This window comes from Caviibacterium pharyngocola (assembly GCF_002795405.1).
In the GTDB taxonomy this organism is placed as follows: Bacteria; Pseudomonadota; Gammaproteobacteria; order Enterobacterales; family Pasteurellaceae; genus Caviibacterium; species Caviibacterium pharyngocola.
In genome coordinates this window covers 100,823-116,277 of sequence record NZ_PHGZ01000008.1, presented here as the reverse complement: position 1 = coordinate 116,277, position 15,455 = coordinate 100,823, and the positions used below count along the sequence as shown (strand labels likewise).

Annotated in this window: 15 protein-coding genes and 1 pseudogene; 9 read left to right on the top strand and 7 right to left on the bottom strand. The window is 45.3% G+C overall.

All coding sequences use genetic code 11. The features are described from left to right. Nucleotides 1-57: 57 nt before the first annotated feature. The 5 genes and pseudogenes from rsxC to argR form a co-directional block, all read right to left on the bottom strand. Nucleotides 58-2,049 (bottom strand): annotated as a pseudogene (rsxC, locus tag CVP04_RS04490) (electron transport complex subunit RsxC); the annotation flags it as partial. Beyond that, nucleotides 2,046-2,639: an electron transport complex subunit RsxB gene (gene rsxB, locus CVP04_RS04485; RefSeq protein ID WP_100296324.1), complete on the bottom strand. Its 594-nt coding sequence runs from the start codon at nt 2,637-2,639 to the stop codon at nt 2,046-2,048. The pseudogene rsxC and the gene rsxB, both read right to left, overlap by 4 nt. A 2-nt stretch (nt 2,640-2,641) precedes the next feature. After that, nucleotides 2,642-3,223 (bottom strand): electron transport complex subunit RsxA, encoded by a 582-nt coding sequence (gene rsxA, locus CVP04_RS04480; protein ID WP_100296323.1) that lies wholly within the window; start codon nt 3,221-3,223, stop codon nt 2,642-2,644. Between the two features lie 141 nt (nt 3,224-3,364). Continuing rightward, nucleotides 3,365-4,252, bottom strand: coding sequence for a TIGR01777 family oxidoreductase (locus CVP04_RS04475; RefSeq protein ID WP_100296322.1), 888 nt, complete (start codon nt 4,250-4,252; stop codon nt 3,365-3,367). Between the two features lie 15 nt (nt 4,253-4,267). Then, nucleotides 4,268-4,735 (bottom strand): transcriptional regulator ArgR, encoded by a 468-nt coding sequence (gene argR, locus CVP04_RS04470; protein ID WP_100296321.1) that lies wholly within the window; start codon nt 4,733-4,735, stop codon nt 4,268-4,270. A gap of 225 nt (nt 4,736-4,960) precedes the next feature. Here argR and mdh point away from each other — a divergent pair, with 225 nt between their 5' ends. Beyond that, nucleotides 4,961-5,893 (top strand): malate dehydrogenase, encoded by a 933-nt coding sequence (gene mdh / locus CVP04_RS04465; protein ID WP_100296320.1) that lies wholly within the window; start codon nt 4,961-4,963, stop codon nt 5,891-5,893. A 245-nt stretch (nt 5,894-6,138) separates the two neighbouring features. Here mdh and CVP04_RS04460 read toward each other — a convergent pair whose 3' ends face one another. Then, entirely contained in the window at nt 6,139-6,987 is an 849-nt protein-coding gene (locus CVP04_RS04460) for a DUF3298 and DUF4163 domain-containing protein (protein WP_100296319.1), read from the bottom strand. Between the two features lie 183 nt (nt 6,988-7,170). Beyond that, nucleotides 7,171-8,904, bottom strand: a complete 1,734-nt coding sequence (gene argS, locus CVP04_RS04455) for an arginine--tRNA ligase (protein WP_100296318.1) — start codon at nt 8,902-8,904, stop codon at nt 7,171-7,173. A gap of 85 nt (nt 8,905-8,989) precedes the next feature. On the opposite strand from argS, the gene CVP04_RS04450 reads away from it, so the two are divergent. The 8 genes from CVP04_RS04450 to CVP04_RS04415 all read left to right on the top strand — a co-directional run bounded on the left by CVP04_RS04450 (nt 8,990) and on the right by CVP04_RS04415 (nt 15,384). Continuing rightward, nucleotides 8,990-9,577: a VOC family protein gene (locus CVP04_RS04450; RefSeq protein ID WP_100296317.1), complete on the top strand. Its 588-nt coding sequence runs from the start codon at nt 8,990-8,992 to the stop codon at nt 9,575-9,577. A 5-nt stretch (nt 9,578-9,582) separates the two neighbouring features. Continuing rightward, nucleotides 9,583-9,903 carry a hypothetical protein gene (locus tag CVP04_RS04445; protein ID WP_100296316.1) on the top strand — a complete coding sequence of 107 codons (321 nt, stop codon included), beginning with the start codon at nt 9,583-9,585 and terminating at the stop codon, nt 9,901-9,903. Between the two features lie 20 nt (nt 9,904-9,923). Further along, nucleotides 9,924-10,385, top strand: a complete 462-nt coding sequence (locus CVP04_RS04440; RefSeq protein ID WP_100296315.1) for an outer membrane lipoprotein — start codon at nt 9,924-9,926, stop codon at nt 10,383-10,385. A 152-nt stretch (nt 10,386-10,537) separates the two neighbouring features. Next, nucleotides 10,538-11,620 (top strand): peptide chain release factor 1, encoded by a 1,083-nt coding sequence (gene prfA, locus CVP04_RS04435; protein WP_100296314.1) that lies wholly within the window; start codon nt 10,538-10,540, stop codon nt 11,618-11,620. An 88-nt stretch (nt 11,621-11,708) separates the two neighbouring features. After that, nucleotides 11,709-12,659, top strand: coding sequence for a peptide chain release factor N(5)-glutamine methyltransferase (gene prmC, locus CVP04_RS04430; protein ID WP_279324763.1), 951 nt, complete (start codon nt 11,709-11,711; stop codon nt 12,657-12,659). A 3-nt stretch (nt 12,660-12,662) separates the two neighbouring features. Further along, nucleotides 12,663-13,457, top strand: a complete 795-nt coding sequence (locus tag CVP04_RS04425) for a SirB1 family protein (protein WP_100296313.1) — start codon at nt 12,663-12,665, stop codon at nt 13,455-13,457. A gap of 13 nt (nt 13,458-13,470) precedes the next feature. Further along, on the top strand, nt 13,471-14,325 hold the full coding sequence (kdsA, locus tag CVP04_RS04420; protein WP_100296312.1) for a 3-deoxy-8-phosphooctulonate synthase: 855 nt from the start codon (nt 13,471-13,473) through the stop codon (nt 14,323-14,325). A gap of 114 nt (nt 14,326-14,439) precedes the next feature. Next, nucleotides 14,440-15,384, top strand: a complete 945-nt coding sequence (locus CVP04_RS04415) for a 2-hydroxyacid dehydrogenase (RefSeq protein ID WP_207761614.1) — start codon at nt 14,440-14,442, stop codon at nt 15,382-15,384. Nucleotides 15,385-15,455: the final 71 nt, after the last annotated feature.

The following is a 15,455-nucleotide window of genomic DNA, read 5'->3' as shown; positions in this document are numbered from 1 at the left end:
ACATCTCTTAATATTATTCGCTTGCAGAAAAAACATTCGGCTTGCGACGTAAATTTATTCTAGGGTTTTCGCCGTTTCCGCTTGCTGTGCCGCTTTTTTCGCTTTGGCGCGTGCAATAGCGGCGGCAATCGCAGCTTTTTTCGGATCGCTTTCCGTTGGCGGTGCGCTCGGCGTTTCTACGGATTGTGCGAGCGAATTGGTTTCCGTTGCGCTCGGCGCAGGGTTTTCCGCTGGCGCCATTTGTTGTGCCGCTTTTTTTGCTTTAGCGCGTGCAAGTGCGGCGGCGATAGCGGCTTTTTTATCATCAAGTGCGGTAGAATTTTCGTCCGTTTTCTGTGGATTATTTTCCGTCGGATTTTGTACCGCACTTTGCGCATTATCTGCCGTTTCCGCTTGTTGCCGTGCTAATCTACGCGCTTTGCGTTGGGCGGTGATGTCGGTATTATCCGGTAGAATTTCGCCTTTTTCGCCGACGATGGTTTTAATTTCCCGAATTTTCGGGGTATCCGCGTTTTCATTATTTTTCGCTTTTAAGCGAGCGAGCGCCGCTTTAACGGGATCGACACCTTTTGGTTTCGCCAATTCTTCCCGACGCTGTTCCGCCGCTTGTTGCGATCTGGCTTTACGCGCTTGTTCTTCTTTTTCTAATCGCGCTTGTCGAGCTTCAAAGCGGATTTTCGCTTCTTCGGCTTTGCGCGCTTTTTCTTGAATGTCCCAAATTTTCGCTTTTTCTTGGCGGAAATATTGGATAAGCGGAATGTGGCTCGGACAAACATAAGCGCATAAGCCGCATTCGATGCAATCTTTAAGGGAATATTGCTCCGATTTTTCGTGATCCTCGCTGCGGGCGAACCAATAAAGTTGTTGCGGCATTAGATGCACCGGACAAGCGTCCGAACAGGCGGAACAACGAATACAAGCTTGTTCTTTCGCCGGCGGTGAATATTCGAAATGATCCGGCGCCAATAAGCAGTTGGTGACTTTGGTGACCGGTGCGTTTAGATCCGGCAAGATAAAGCCCATCATCGGACCGCCCATAAAAACCGGAAAACGCGCGTCATATTGATAATTCGCCTGTTGCAATAAATGTGCGATCGGTGTACCTAATCTGACCCAGCGATTGCCTTTGTGCGGAATTTTATCGCCGGTGAGGGTGACGACGCGTTCGATTAAAGGTTCGTCATTTATGACCGCTCTTTTAATGGCGAACGCCGTGCCGACGTTGTGCATTAACACGCCGATTGACGAAGAACGTTGTCCGCTCGGCACTTCCAAGCCGGTCAAAACTTGAATTAATTGTTTCGCCGCACCGGAAGGATATTTGGTCGGAATGACGCGAATTTCAATATCATTCGCCCCTTGCAACGCATCGCGTAGCGCTTGTACGGCTTCCGGTTTATTGTCCTCAACGGCGATAACCACTTTTTCCGGACGCAAAATATAGCGCAAAATGCGAATTCCCTCGATAATTTCTTGCGGATAATCGCGCATTAATCGGTCGTCGCAAGTTATGTAAGGCTCGCATTCCGCGCCGTTGATAATTAATAATTTTACCGCTTTTTCCGCCGAGTGAATTTTTGCTGCGGTCGGGAAAACCGCGCCGCCAAGTCCGGCGACACCGGCAAGATAAATTTTTTCGATCAGCTGTTCCGGCGTTTGGGTGAGAAAATCTTCAATGGGAAATTGTTCGCGCCATTGATCCGCGCCGTCCGCTTGAATGGTGACGGTTAATTCCGTCAATCCGGAAGGGTGCGCAGCGACATAAGGTGCAATGTCGATTACGGTGCCGGAAGTGGGCGCGTGGACGGGCAGCGTGCGCAATCCTTCGCCGGATGTGAGCGCTTGACCTTTTAACACTTTATCGCCGACTTTAACCAATAAATTGCCTGCGGAACCGGCGTGTTGTTTCACCGGCACATAAAATTTATGCGCTAAGGGTATATCGCTTATCGGCGTTTGATTGGATTGAGATTTCATTTCCGGCGGGTGAATGCCGCCGTCGAAATCCCAAAGTTTGCCTGAATTGAAACGGGTTAAAACATCCGTCATTTTTCCCCCACAATGATTTTTTTCTGCGCCGACGTAGTATCCACCACCGGAATGACGAGTTTCGGATCGAATTTCCAATCCCAATTATCAATGGTTTTTTGTGTTTTTATCATTGAAATACAGTCCGTCGGGCAAGGTGCGACGCAAAGCTCGCAACCGGTACAAAGATCCGGAATAATCGTGTGCATTGCGCGGTTTGTGCCGATAATGGCATCCACCGGACAAGCTTGAATACATTTTGTGCAGCCGATACACATATTTTCGTCGATAAAAGCGACTTTCGGCGTCGGATCTTCGGTAAAATCCGTTGCCGGCACGTCAACGCCGAGTAAATCCGCAATTTTAACCACCAAAGGTTGCCCGCCGGGAACGCATTTGGTAATCACATCGCCGTTTGCAATGGCTTCGGCATAAGGTTTGCAACCGGGATAACCGCATTGTCCGCATTGGCTTTGCGGCAACAAGGCGTCGATTTTCTCGACGATAGGATCCGCCTCGACTTTAAGTTTGACCGACGCAATGCCCAACACGACGCCGAAAATCAGGGCGAGCAAGGCGATAGCAATCAGAATGTAATAAAGCGTTGTCATTGTTACACTCTCACTAAACCAGTGAATCCCATAAAGGCAAGGGACATTAATCCCGCGGTAATTAATGCGATTGACGCCCCTTGGAACGGCGCAGGTACATCGGCGGCAGCCAAGCGTTCGCGCAATGCGGCGAATAAGACTAACACTAACGCGAAACCGAGCGACGCGCCAAAGCCGTAAATCACCGATTCGGTTAAATTGTGCGCAAGATTAATATTCAGTAATGCCACACCCAGCACCGCGCAGTTTGTGGTGATCAACGGAAGAAAAATACCGAGTAAGCGATAAAGCGTCGGGCTGGTTTTGTGAATCACCATTTCGGTGAATTGCACCACGACGGCGATCACTAAAATAAATACAAGGGTGCGCAAAAAGCCGCCGTTAAGCGGAGTGAGCAAATAGCGATCAACTAAATAAGAACACAAAGAGGCGACAGTTAAAACGAACATTGTTGCCAAGCCCATTCCTACCGCCGTTTCAATTTTTTTCGACACGCCCATAAACGGGCAAAGTCCTAAGAATTTTACCAGCACAAAGTTATTAATAAGCGCCGTGCCGATAATGAGTAAGAGATAATCCGTCATAGTGTTTTCATTGATTGATATAAGCCGTCTATTATCCTCATTTCTGAGGTTGAGAACAATACAAACTTGCTAACCATTTATAATTAATCAGGGAAAATTCATAAAATTCGACCGCACTTTGGTCGGTGAAAAAAGCGAAAATCAGCTTTTTAGCAGTAAAGGGAGCAGATCCGAAAAGGTCGAATGACGAAAACAAAATCCCGCCTGTTGTAAGCGAAGCGGCAGAATTTTTTGGCTGTCCGTCAGAAGGCGAGCACGTTCGCCGAGTAAAATATGTAGCAGAAAAGCGGGCGCGTGCATAAAGTGCGCTCGATTAAGCGCCGTGCCCAGTAAACGGTTAAAATCGGCGTTTGTGATCGGATTCGGCGCGCAAAGGTTAAACGCACCGCTGCATTGCGGCGAAGTTAATAAAAAAAGAATCGCGTTGAGCATATCCGTTAAACTGATCCACGCCCAATATTGTTTGCCGCTGCCGAGTTTTCCGCCGAGACCGCGGCGATACAGCGGTAAAATGCGTTTGAGTGCGCCGCCCGACGGATCGAAAACCATTGCGGTGCGTAAAATGCAAACGCGGCAATTCGCTTGTTGCGTAGCTTGTTCCCATTGGCGGCAGAGTTCGGCGGCGAACGAAACGCCGGCGGGTGAGTGTTCCGTTATGCTTTGCGATCCTTGATCCGCATAATAACCGGTTGCCGAACCGGAAATAAAGGTGTGCGGCGGTCGCTGTCCGTTATTAATAAGTGCGGTCAGTTTTTGAGTTAAATCCACGCGGCTGTGAATAAGGCGTGCTTTCTGTTTTGCCGTCCAACGATGATCGAAAATCGGTTCGCCGGCTAAGTTGATTACCGCATCGAATTCGTCGAGATTGGTGTAATCCTTTAAGGAGGAAATAAACTTAACGGCGGGAAAACGCGTTTGCGCCGTATTCGGCGAACGGGTGAGCGCGGTAATTTGGTGACCGGCGCGCAATAAAAGAGGAATTAATGCGCTGCCGATAAAACCGGTCGCGCCGGTAAGCAAGATACGCATTTTCCCTCCCGTCGGTTAAAGCGAATTTTCAAAAAGTCGTTGAATATTATCGATTAATTCATGCACGCCGGTGCCTAATGTCGGCGTGATGAAAATCGTGTCGTCACCGGCGATGGTGCCTAAAATACCCTCGGATTTTCCGATAGAATCTAGCAAACGAGCAATCAGTTGCGCTGCACCGGGACTGGTTTTGATCACGATGAGAGAATCATTGTGATCGATATCCAACACCAAATTTTTCAGCGGACTGCTGGTGTTCGGTACGCTTAATTCGTTCGGCAGGCAATATACCATTTCCATTCGCGTATTGCGCGTGCGCACCGCGCCGAATTTCGTCAACATTCGCGATACTTTCGATTGGTTAATATTATTGAAACCTAATTGTTGTAGCGCACTGACGATTTCGCTTTGCGAACCGAAACGTTCTTGCGCCAATAATTCTTTAAAAGCATTGGTGAGGTTGTCTGTTTTTTCGTTTGTCATTCGTTGTCGTCCGATTTTTACTTTTGCATAAGTTTTGCATAAAAAGTCAAAATAAGTAAATAAATTTTTATGTATTATGCAGTCTTTTTCTATGAACGGAAAATAATTTTTTTGAAAATTTGAGTTAGATCGCACAATTACTTTTCTGTGTTTGAATTTAAACAAGGAATTTCTTAAAATTCGCAGAGTAATATTTACGGTTTACATTAAAATAAGGAGTTTTAAATGAAAGTAGCAGTTTTAGGCGCAGCGGGCGGTATCGGTCAAGCCTTGGCATTATTATTGAAATTGCAATTACCTGCGGGTTCCGAGTTGTCTTTATATGATATTGCACCGGTAACACCGGGTGTGGCGGCAGATGTCAGTCATATTCCGACGGCGGTGAAAGTGCAAGGATTCAGCGGCGAAGATCCGACACCAGCGTTGCAAGGTGCCGACATCGTGTTAATTTCCGCCGGTGTAGCGCGTAAACCGGGAATGGATCGTTCCGATTTATTTAACATTAACGCCGGTATCGTGCGTAACTTAATTGAAAAAGTGGCGGCGACTTGTCCGAAAGCTTGCGTGGGTATTATTACCAATCCGGTGAATACTACCGTGGCGATTGCGGCGGAAGTATTGAAAAAAGCGGGCGTGTATGACAAACGTAAATTATTCGGTGTGACGACATTAGATGTGCTTCGCTCCGAAACTTTCGTTGCCGAATTGAAAAATCTAAACGTTTCCCGCACCACCGTACCGGTAATCGGCGGTCACTCCGGCGTGACGATTTTGCCTTTATTATCACAAGTACCTTACGCGGAATGGAAAGAGGAAGAAATCGCGCCGTTAACCAAACGCATTCAAAATGCCGGTACGGAAGTGGTGGAAGCTAAAGCTGGCGGCGGATCCGCAACCCTTTCAATGGCGCAAGCAGCGGCACGTTTCGCCCGTTCTTTAGTTAAAGGATTAAGCGGTGAAACCGTGGTCGAATGCACTTATGTGGAAGGCGACGGTAAGTATGCACGTTTCTTTGCTCAACCGGTTCGTTTAGGCAAAGAAGGTGTGGAAGAAATTCTGCCGATCGGCCCGTTAAGCGCATTCGAACAAAAAGCTTTGGAAGATATGCTACCGACCTTGCGTGCGGACATTGAATTAGGTGAAAAATTCGTCGGCTAATTAAAAATTCGAATTACGAAAAACACCGCGTATTGCACGCGGTGTTTTTTTTGTCTTGAAAAAATAGTTAAATAAAACCGTGAGTTATGTCACAAATTTAAAAATATCCGTTTGCTTAATCGGGGTGAATTCCGTATTCTACGCACATCAAAAACAAGTGCTGCGATAAGTAGCCGACATATTTTGCTTTCCGAGTAGTGCCTCATTGAGGCACTTTTTTTTATTCTCAAAATTTGTCGAAAACTCTAATCTTCCCATTGATATGTCGGATTTATAATATCTTCCGCTTCATACCAAGGTAAAACTAAGGTGACATTGCCGTAAGCATAGGCATTTAGCGCATAAGGCGGGTAAACGAAGTTGATGCCGTTTTGATTGAAATAAAATTGTTTGGAAATATAAAAATCCGTTTTGGGCGTGAAAGGTTGCTGTTGTGCCATTATTTCATATTCGTAGTAACGCCAAAGCAGTTCTGCCGCTTTTTCTTGTTTGTCTTTCGGAAGAATATCCTCAAGTCTCAACACGGCTTTTTTATCCGTATCGATATTGATATATAAGGTGTAATGCATTCCGTGCGCACCGCCCGAATAGGTGGAAAGCTCGTTGGAAAAAGTGACGATATTTTTGCGCTGTCCGATATAATCCGATTGGATACGGAATGCCATTCCCAATCCCGGTTCGTTTTTCAATTCTTGAATATCGCTTTGATGACTTTCTTGCAAGAGATTGACAATATCTTCTTTGCTCGGATTATCCGATTTCGGCGTATTTTCCGATAATAAATAGCTGTAAGTTTCTTGCAACAACAGTTTATCCAACCAATCGAAACCGGTTTCTTGCAAATCTGCAAAGGTTTCGACCGTGGCTTGGGTGATGGCGTATTCGTCTTTTTTATCCGGAGTGAATTTGAGTTGCTTGGATTGATCAAACAACACCGTTCTTTTCGGCATTAAGGCGGGAAAAGTGGATCCTTGCTGAGATTGCACCGCACTTTCTTTCGGTTGGGAAAATTTAAGACCGGCTGTTTCTTTTTCGTTACAAGCAGACAATAAAAAAGCGCTGCCGAGTAAGACGAGGGAAAGTGTTTTTTTCATCAAATATCTACCTTATGGTTGAAACCCGCTATTTATGGCGGATAATTTAATTGGAAGAGGCGTAATCTTCCCCTTCAGAGCAACACACAGGGCCTCGCTCTTGTGAGACCCTGCGTGTTGAAACATAAGTTGACCTTTTTAGCCTGAATAAAAAAGAACGAAACGCCCTTTTTTATTTTGTGATTACATTTTTTCGACCGTTTTAATGCCCAGCAAATCCAAGCCCTGTTTTAAGGTTTTCTCGGTGAGTAACGCCAGTTTTAATCGGCTGAGTTTAACTTGTTCATCGTCGTTGTTCAGAATCGGGCAATGTTCGTAAAAACCGGAGAAAATCCCTGCCAATTCATATAAATAAGCACAAAGAATATGCGGTGTGCCTTCTTTGGCGACGATTTGGACGGCTTCTTCAAATTGTAATAGTTTGATAGCGAGCAAGCGTTCTTTTTCATCGCTTAATTGAATATTTGCCGCAGCAAGTGTCGCTTCATCAATTTGCGCTTTGTTAAAAATCGAACGGATGCGTGTGTAAGCATATTGCATATAAGGCGCGGTATTGCCTTCGAAACTCAACATATTATCCCAATCGAACACATAATCCGTAGTGCGATTTTTGGATAAATCCGCGTATTTCACCGAACCGATTCCCACCGCTTCCACAACGGCGGCTTTTTCTTCGGTGGAAAGTGCGGTGCTTTTTTCGGCAATTAATTTGTCCGCGCGTTCAATGGCTTCGTCCAATAAATCCGCCAATTTCACCGTGCCGCCGGTACGCGTTTTGAACGGTTTACCGTCTTTGCCCAACATCATCCCGAAGTTTTTGTGTTCGAGTTGGAAACTGTCCGGCACATAGCCCGCTTTACGCGTGATCAACCAAGCTTGTTGCATATGTTGGCTTTGGCGCGTGTCGGAGAACACCAAGGCGCGATCCGCTTTTAAGGTTTCATAACGATATTTTGCCGCGGCAATATCCGTTGTGGTGTAAAGGAAACCGCCGTCCTTTTTCTGTACGATAACACCCATCGGATCGCCGTTTTTATTTTTAAATTCGTCCAAATACACCACCAAGGCGCCTTCGTCCTCCACGGCTAAGCCTTGCGCTTTCAAGTCGGCGACAATGCTCGGCAACATCGGATTGTAAAGACTTTCGCCCATTACGTCTTTTTCCGTTAAAGTGACATTGAGGCGATCATAATTATGTTGATTTTGCTGCATTGTGATATTGACTAATTTTTTCCACATTGCGCGGCAATATTCGTCGCCGCTTTGCAATTTCACCACATAACCGCGCGCTTTTTCCGCAAAGGCTTCATCGCTGTCATAATGTTCTTTCGCCGCGCGATAGAAAGCTTCCAAATCGCTTAATTCCATTTCGGAGGCGTGTTCGTTTTCCATTTTTTCCAAATAAGCGATCAACATTCCGAATTGCGTGCCCCAGTCGCCGACGTGGTTAGCGCGGATGACTCGATGACCTAAAAATTCCAAAGTACGCACGACGGCATCACCGATAATGGTGGAACGTAAATGCCCGACGTGCATTTCTTTTGCCACGTTCGGCGAAGAATAATCCGCCACAACGGTTTGTTTTTCCACCGCACTTATGCCTAATTTAGAATCCTTTAAGGCATTTTGCAGATTATCGGCTAACCAATGTCGATCGAGAAAAATATTAATAAAGCCCGGACCGGCGATTTCGGTTTTTTCCGCAATATCGCTAAGTTCCGCCTGTTCCAATACTTTTGCGGCGAAGTCGCGCGGGTTAACGCCTAATTTTTTTGCCGCCGCCATAATTCCGTTGGCTTGATAATCGCCGAATTGCACTTTGCCCGATTGACGTACCAAAGCGTCGCAATGTTCCTCTGCGCCCGCTTTAATCATTGCTTGCTTAATTTTATCGGCTAAAATGGATTGAATATTCACTTGTTTAATACCTGATGTTGAATTGTGAAAATAATCCGTTATGATACCGTTCTTTCGCTATTCAGAAAAGACGATATAAGAAAAAATGACAACTTTTAATGTACACCATCCCTTATTTGCTACAAATCCGACGGGTTTGCAGGAATTTATTGAATTTGAACGGAAAATCGACGAACTTGCGGCGCAAATGCGGATTCGATTAAGCGAGTATGAAATCGATCATTTGGCAATAAGAGTAAATCAGCGTAAAGATGCCGAAGATCGGCTGACAGCTTTGCTAAAGTGCGGTACAATTTTGAGCGATAATATCGTCAACGGACGAAACATTTATTTGATAAAACTAAATGAACCGTTGATTTTTGCCGGACAAACGGTCGATATTGTCGAGTTACCGTTTCCTAAAAATAAGAAATATTTGTACGATTCTTGGGAACATATTGAGCTTGTAATGCCTTTTTTGTATAAAGAATCGACAAATGAATGGGTTGAACGCATTAATTCGTTATTTTTATGGAACCGATTAACCGATTTGAATGTCAAAATCAGCGAACCGAAAGTAGAAGGTGAAAGACTTCCGAATCCTTCGATTGCCGTCAGTTTTTGCGACGAAAGACGAAATCATACTTGCATTAAGGTTCACCCATATAACATTAAAAAAATAATTGAGGTTTAACGCCAATGAAAAAAGCAGCTTTAGCATTAACCGTTTTATTAGGCCTAGGACTAACTGCGTGTTCATCGAACACAGACGAAAACACTTACAAAGGCGAAGTGCTTTTCAGTGCTTATGAAGGTAACAATTTAAAATTAACCGTGCGTCAAAACGATTGCGATCGTCCGGACGGTAAAGTAGAAACCGTTGAATTGGTTCATCCGTATGATTCCAATTTAGTGGTTGGTTCTTGTGTTTTGGTATCCAAAGATGACAATGGTGTGAGCATCACAAACATCTCCAGATCCAAATCTGCATCTTGGTTATCCAGAACGGGTAAACATTAATTTTTATTTAGGATAGTTTTATGAAAAAAACGGGTTTAGCAGTAGCAATCTTATTAAGCTTAGGCTTGGTCGGTTGTGCGAATCAAGATATTTATAGCGGTAACGTCTATTCCGGCGATCAAGCGAAAGAAGCGCGCTCAATCAGCTACGGTACCATCGTGTCCAGCCGTCCGGTGAAAATCCAAGCGGATAATCAAGGCGTCATCGGTACGGTCGGCGGCGGCGTATTGGGCGGTATCGCCGGTTCCGGTATCGGCGGCGGCACAGGTCAAGCGATTGCGACAACCGTAGGCGCGATTGCCGGTGCGGTGATCGGTAGCAAAATCGAAGAAAAAGCCAGCCAAGTGGATTCTTTAGAGCTTGTGATCAAAAAAGATGACGGCAAAGAAATCGTTGTCGTACAAAAATACGATGCGAGTTTAGTACCGGGTGCGCGCGTGCGCATTGTCGGCGGTTCTACATTAAACGTCTCCGCGCTGTAAAAGCTAAACTTTTTACCGAATCAAAGGCTTTCGGATTGTCCGAAGGCCTTTGTTTTTTCTTACGGGAAATTTTTGCCCTAGGCTACAAATTTCGGGTCAAACCGTGCTAGAATAGCCCGATTTTTAGTTATGTCTTACTATAAGGTTAATGAATGAAAGCCTCTATTATCAATAAGTTAGATAGTTTGAAAGAACGCCACGAGGAGCTGGAAGCTTTGCTCGGTGATCCGTCGGTTATCAGTGATCAAGATAAATTCCGTGCTTATTCCAAAGAATACGCTCAACTGGAAGATGTGGTGAAATGTTTCGCCCGCTGGAATCAGCTGCAAAAAAATATCGAAGACGCCGAATTATTGCTCGACGATCCGGATATGAAAGAAATGGCGGAATTGGAAATCGAAGAATCGAAAGCGGAAATGGAAACGGCGGAACAACAACTGCAAATTTTGTTATTACCGAAAGATCCGAACGACGAATATAACGCCTATTTGGAAATTCGCGCCGGCACGGGCGGCGACGAAGCGGGTATTTTTGCCGGCGACTTATTCCGTATGTACAGCCGTTATGCGGAAAGCAAACGCTGGCGTATCGAAGTGCTTAGTGCTAACGAAAGCGAGCAGGGCGGATATAAAGAAATTATCGTGAAAGTTAACGGCGAAGGCGTGTACGGACAATTAAAATTCGAATCCGGCGGTCATCGCGTGCAACGTGTACCGAAAACCGAATCCCAAGGGCGTATTCACACTTCCGCTTGCACCGTCGCCGTAATGCCGGAATTGCCGGAAAGCGAATTACCGGAAATCAATCCGGCGGATTTGCGTATCGATACTTATCGTTCTTCAGGCGCGGGCGGTCAGCACGTTAATACCACGGATTCCGCCGTGCGCATTACCCATATTCCGACCGGCATTGTGGTGGAATGTCAGGACGAGCGTTCGCAACATAAAAATAAAGCCAAAGCGATGTCGGTGCTTGCGTCACGAATCGTTCAGGCGGAACAGGAAAAACAAGCCGCCGAGCAAGCGGATACACGCCGTAACTTATTAGGCTCCGGCGATCGTTCGGATAAAATTCGCACCTATAACTATCCGCAAGGACGGGTGACGGATCACCGTATCAATTTAACCGTGTATCGTTTGGATGAAGTGATGAACGGAAAAATCGACGAATTGATTCAACCGATTATTACCGAATATCAAGCGGATCAGTTGGCGGCGTTATCGGAACAAAATTAACGCCGATCGGATAAAAGTGCGGTATTTTTCACCGCACTTTTTGTCTTAACGCACATAAATTCTTTCGCAAATAACAGAGGGCTTTTTCGTGACGGACGAAATAACGACACAAGAAAAATTCGAAACGCAGACGTTTGAGGCACAAACTTACGAAGAATGGCTGAAATTTGCTGCCGAATCTTTACAAAGCAATGCGCGCGATAATCCCTATCTGGATGCGAAAACGGACGTTTATCTGTTGCTTTCGACCGTCACACAACGTCGTCAGGCGTACATAATGGCATTTCCGGAAACCTTATTGACACAAGAAGAAATGCGTCGTTTGTCACAATTATTATCCCGCCGCGCAAAAGGCGAACCTATGGCTTATATTCTCGGCGAACGGGATTTTTGGTCGTTGAATTTAGCGGTTGCGCCGACAACGTTAATTCCGCGTCCGGATACGGAAATATTGGTAGAAAAAGCGGTTGAATTAGTAAAAAATAAAATAAATTCACTGCACTTTAACCGACAAAGTTTTTCCATCTTGGATCTCGGCACGGGAACCGGCGCCATTGCCTTGGCGTTAAGCGCAGAATTAACGGATTGGGCGGAAAAATTCGGCGTCATATTGCGCATTTGGGGCGCGGATTTCTTGCCGGATGCCGTTGAATTGGCAAGATCGAACGCACGGCGCAATCATATTCATAACGTGGAATTCGTGCAAAGCGATTGGTTCGACAACATTCACGAATCCTTTGATATGATCGTCACCAACCCGCCTTATATTGACGCACAAGACGAGCATTTAACCCAAGGTGACGTGCGTTTTGAACCGCTGACGGCATTGGTAGCGGCGGAAAATGGCTTCGGCGATTTGCGCCATATTATCGAACAAGCGCCGAATTATCTCAAACCGCAAGGATATTTATTGCTGGAACACGGTTGGCAACAGGGCGAAAAAGTGCGGTCTTTTTTCGCGCAGAATTTATGGCAAGGGGTTGAAACCCTGAAAGATTACGGTGACAATGAACGCATTACATTAGGAAGATTGAAATAGAAAATGAAATATCCTCGCAAAGCGCTTTATGAAGAAATTAACCGATTTTACCTGATTACCGGTGAGGATGAAGGTGAAAGCGAACCGCGTATCCGTGGACTTATCGGCGGCTTGGTGCGCAAAGCACGGAAAGCCATTGATCCGAATTGGGAAACGAAGCAAAAAATTCACGCTTTGTTACAGTTGATGTACGGCGAATGGGGATTTCATTGCGACTCCAATCAATATTACGAATTAGAAAATTTCTATTTAGAGCAAGTATTAAGCCAACGAAAAGGAATGCCGGTGACATTAGGCGCGATTTTGCTGTATTTAGCCGAGAGTTTGGACTTACCGATTTATCCGGTGAATTTTCCGAGTCAGCTAATTCTGCGGGCGGATGTGGACGGCGAAACCGCGTTTATTGATCCTTGGAACGGCAAATATATCTCGCAGGAACAGTTACAAAAGCTATATGAAGGCGCACTCGGTTTCGGTGCAGAATTGTCGGCGGAAAGTTTGGCGATTGCGGATGTGGAAGACCTCAATATACGTTTTCAACAACTGGCAAAACACTCGTTGCTGCAAGCTTATCGTAATTATGAAGCCTATAATTACATCTCGGCGTTATTGTCAATGCGTCCCGACGATCCTTATGAAATTCGTGATCGCGCCATCGTATTGACCCAAATGGGCTGCATTAATGCGGCGATTGAGGATTTCGAACTTTTCTTGGAAAAATGTCCGGACGATCCCACCGCACTTTTATTATTACCGCAGCTGGAAAATTTAAAATCGGAATCGGAACCTGTTCATTAATAAGGAATGCATTATGCAAAATAAAATTGTTCGTTTAGATAACATTGAAATTGCCAATAACAAACCTTTTGTGTTATTCGGCGGAATGAACGTGCTGGAAAGTCGCGATATGGCGATGAAAGTGTGTGAAAAATATGTGGAAGTGACGCAAAAATTAGGCGTGCCTTATGTATTTAAAGCTTCTTTCGACAAAGCCAACCGCTCGTCGATTCATTCTTATCGCGGGCCGGGAATGGACGCGGGATTAAAAATTTTCCAAGAATTAAAAGATACCTTCGGGGTAAAAATTATTACCGACGTGCACGAAATTTATCAATGTCAGCCGGTTGTCGATGTGGTGGATATTATCCAGCTGCCGGCTTTTTTAGCTCGTCAAACGGATTTGGTGGAAGCAATGGCGCGCACCGGCGCGGTGATTAACGTGAAAAAACCGCAATTTTTAAGTCCCGGACAAATGGGCAATATTGTGGAAAAAATCGCGGAATGTGGTAATGATAAGGTTATTTTGTGCGATCGCGGCACTAATTTCGGTTATGACAATTTAATCGTCGATATGCTCGGTTTCGGCGTGATGAAAAAAGTGTCCAAAGGTTGTCCGGTGATTTTTGACGTCACCCATTCCTTGCAATGTCGCGATCCGTTCGGCGCGGCGTCGGGCGGTCGTCGTGATCAAGTCACCGAATTGGCGCGTTCGGGAATGGCGCTCGGATTAGCTGGACTCTTCTTAGAAGCCCATCCGGATCCGAATAATGCCAAATGCGACGGGCCTTCGGCATTACCTTTATCTAAGTTGGAAGCTTTTGTAGCGCAAATGAAAGCGATTGACGATTTAGTCAAATCCTTCGAGGAAATTGATACCGCAAATTAGATGAAAAGTGCGGTGATTTTCGCAGAAATTTTGTAAACGGATTGTTAAAGTTTATTGTCTGTTGTATAGTCAAATCGTGATGACTTTAACCAACCGTTTGATAAAGGAGATCAGATAATGAATATTGTTTTTCTAGACAGTACCGCTGTACCGAAACATATACTGATTCCGCGTCCGAGTTTTGCGCATCAATGGATTGAATACGAGCACACCTCGGCGGCGCAAACGGTAGAACGCGCCAAAGACGCGGATATCGTGATTACCAGCAAGGTGATTTTCAGCCGCGAAGTAATGCAACAATTACCGAAGCTAAAATTAATTGCGTTAACGGCGACCGGCACGAATAATATCGATTTGGTTGCGGCGAAAGAATTGGGTATTGCGGTGAAAAACGTTACCGGTTATTCATCGGTTACGGTGCCGGAGCACGTTTTAGGCTTAATTTTTGCTTTAAAACATAGCTTAATGTGCTGGTATAAAGATCAACTCGCGCAAAAATGGGCGGATTGTAAACAATTTTGTTATTTCGATTATCCGATTACCGACGTGCGCGGTTCCGTGTTGGGCGTGATCGGCAAAGGTAATTTAGGCACGGAAATCGGTCGTTTGGCATCCGCGCTGGGAATGCAAGTGATTTATGCCGAACGCAAAGGCGCGCAACATATTCGTGAAGGTTATTTGCCTTTTGAACAAGTGCTTAAAGAAGCGGATATCGTCACTTTGCATTGTCCGTTGACGGAAAATACGCAAAATTTAATTAACGCGGAAACATTAAAATTAATGAAACCGACGGCGTATTTAATTAACACCGGACGCGGGCCGTTAGTGGACGAGCAAGCCTTGGTCGAAGCCTTGGAAAATCGCACCATTGCCGCTGCCGCCTTAGACGTATTAGTGAAAGAACCGCCGGAAAAAGATAATCCGTTAATTCAAGCCGCCGCGCGCTTACCGAATTTGATTATCACGCCGCACATTGCGTGGGCGTCGGACAGCGCAGTGACCACTTTAGTCAACAAAGTGAAACAAAATATTGAAGACTTTGTGGCGACAGGAAAATAGAATCAGGTTATAATCCTGAACATTTAATCAACACTTTCCCCTGTTTTACAGGGGAAATTTATTATCGCGGC

Bases quoted from the DNA above. Each gene is read 5' to 3' on its own strand.
- rsxB (WP_100296324.1), bottom strand. From the start codon at position 2,639: ATGACAACGCTTTATTACATTCTGATTGCTATCGCCTTGCTCGCCCTG.
- rsxA (WP_100296323.1), bottom strand. From the start codon at position 3,223: ATGACGGATTATCTCTTACTCATTATCGGCACGGCGCTTATTAATAAC.
- CVP04_RS04475 (WP_100296322.1), bottom strand. From the start codon at position 4,252: ATGCGTATCTTGCTTACCGGCGCGACCGGTTTTATCGGCAGCGCATTA.
- argR (WP_100296321.1), bottom strand. From the start codon at position 4,735: ATGACAAACGAAAAAACAGACAACCTCACCAATGCTTTTAAAGAATTA.
- mdh (WP_100296320.1), top strand. From the start codon at position 4,961: ATGAAAGTAGCAGTTTTAGGCGCAGCGGGCGGTATCGGTCAAGCCTTG.
- CVP04_RS04460 (WP_100296319.1), bottom strand. From the start codon at position 6,987: ATGAAAAAAACACTTTCCCTCGTCTTACTCGGCAGCGCTTTTTTATTG.
- CVP04_RS04450 (WP_100296317.1), top strand. From the start codon at position 8,990: ATGACAACTTTTAATGTACACCATCCCTTATTTGCTACAAATCCGACG.
- CVP04_RS04445 (WP_100296316.1), top strand. From the start codon at position 9,583: ATGAAAAAAGCAGCTTTAGCATTAACCGTTTTATTAGGCCTAGGACTA.
- CVP04_RS04440 (WP_100296315.1), top strand. From the start codon at position 9,924: ATGAAAAAAACGGGTTTAGCAGTAGCAATCTTATTAAGCTTAGGCTTG.
- prfA (WP_100296314.1), top strand. From the start codon at position 10,538: ATGAAAGCCTCTATTATCAATAAGTTAGATAGTTTGAAAGAACGCCAC.
- CVP04_RS04425 (WP_100296313.1), top strand. From the start codon at position 12,663: ATGAAATATCCTCGCAAAGCGCTTTATGAAGAAATTAACCGATTTTAC.
- kdsA (WP_100296312.1), top strand. From the start codon at position 13,471: ATGCAAAATAAAATTGTTCGTTTAGATAACATTGAAATTGCCAATAAC.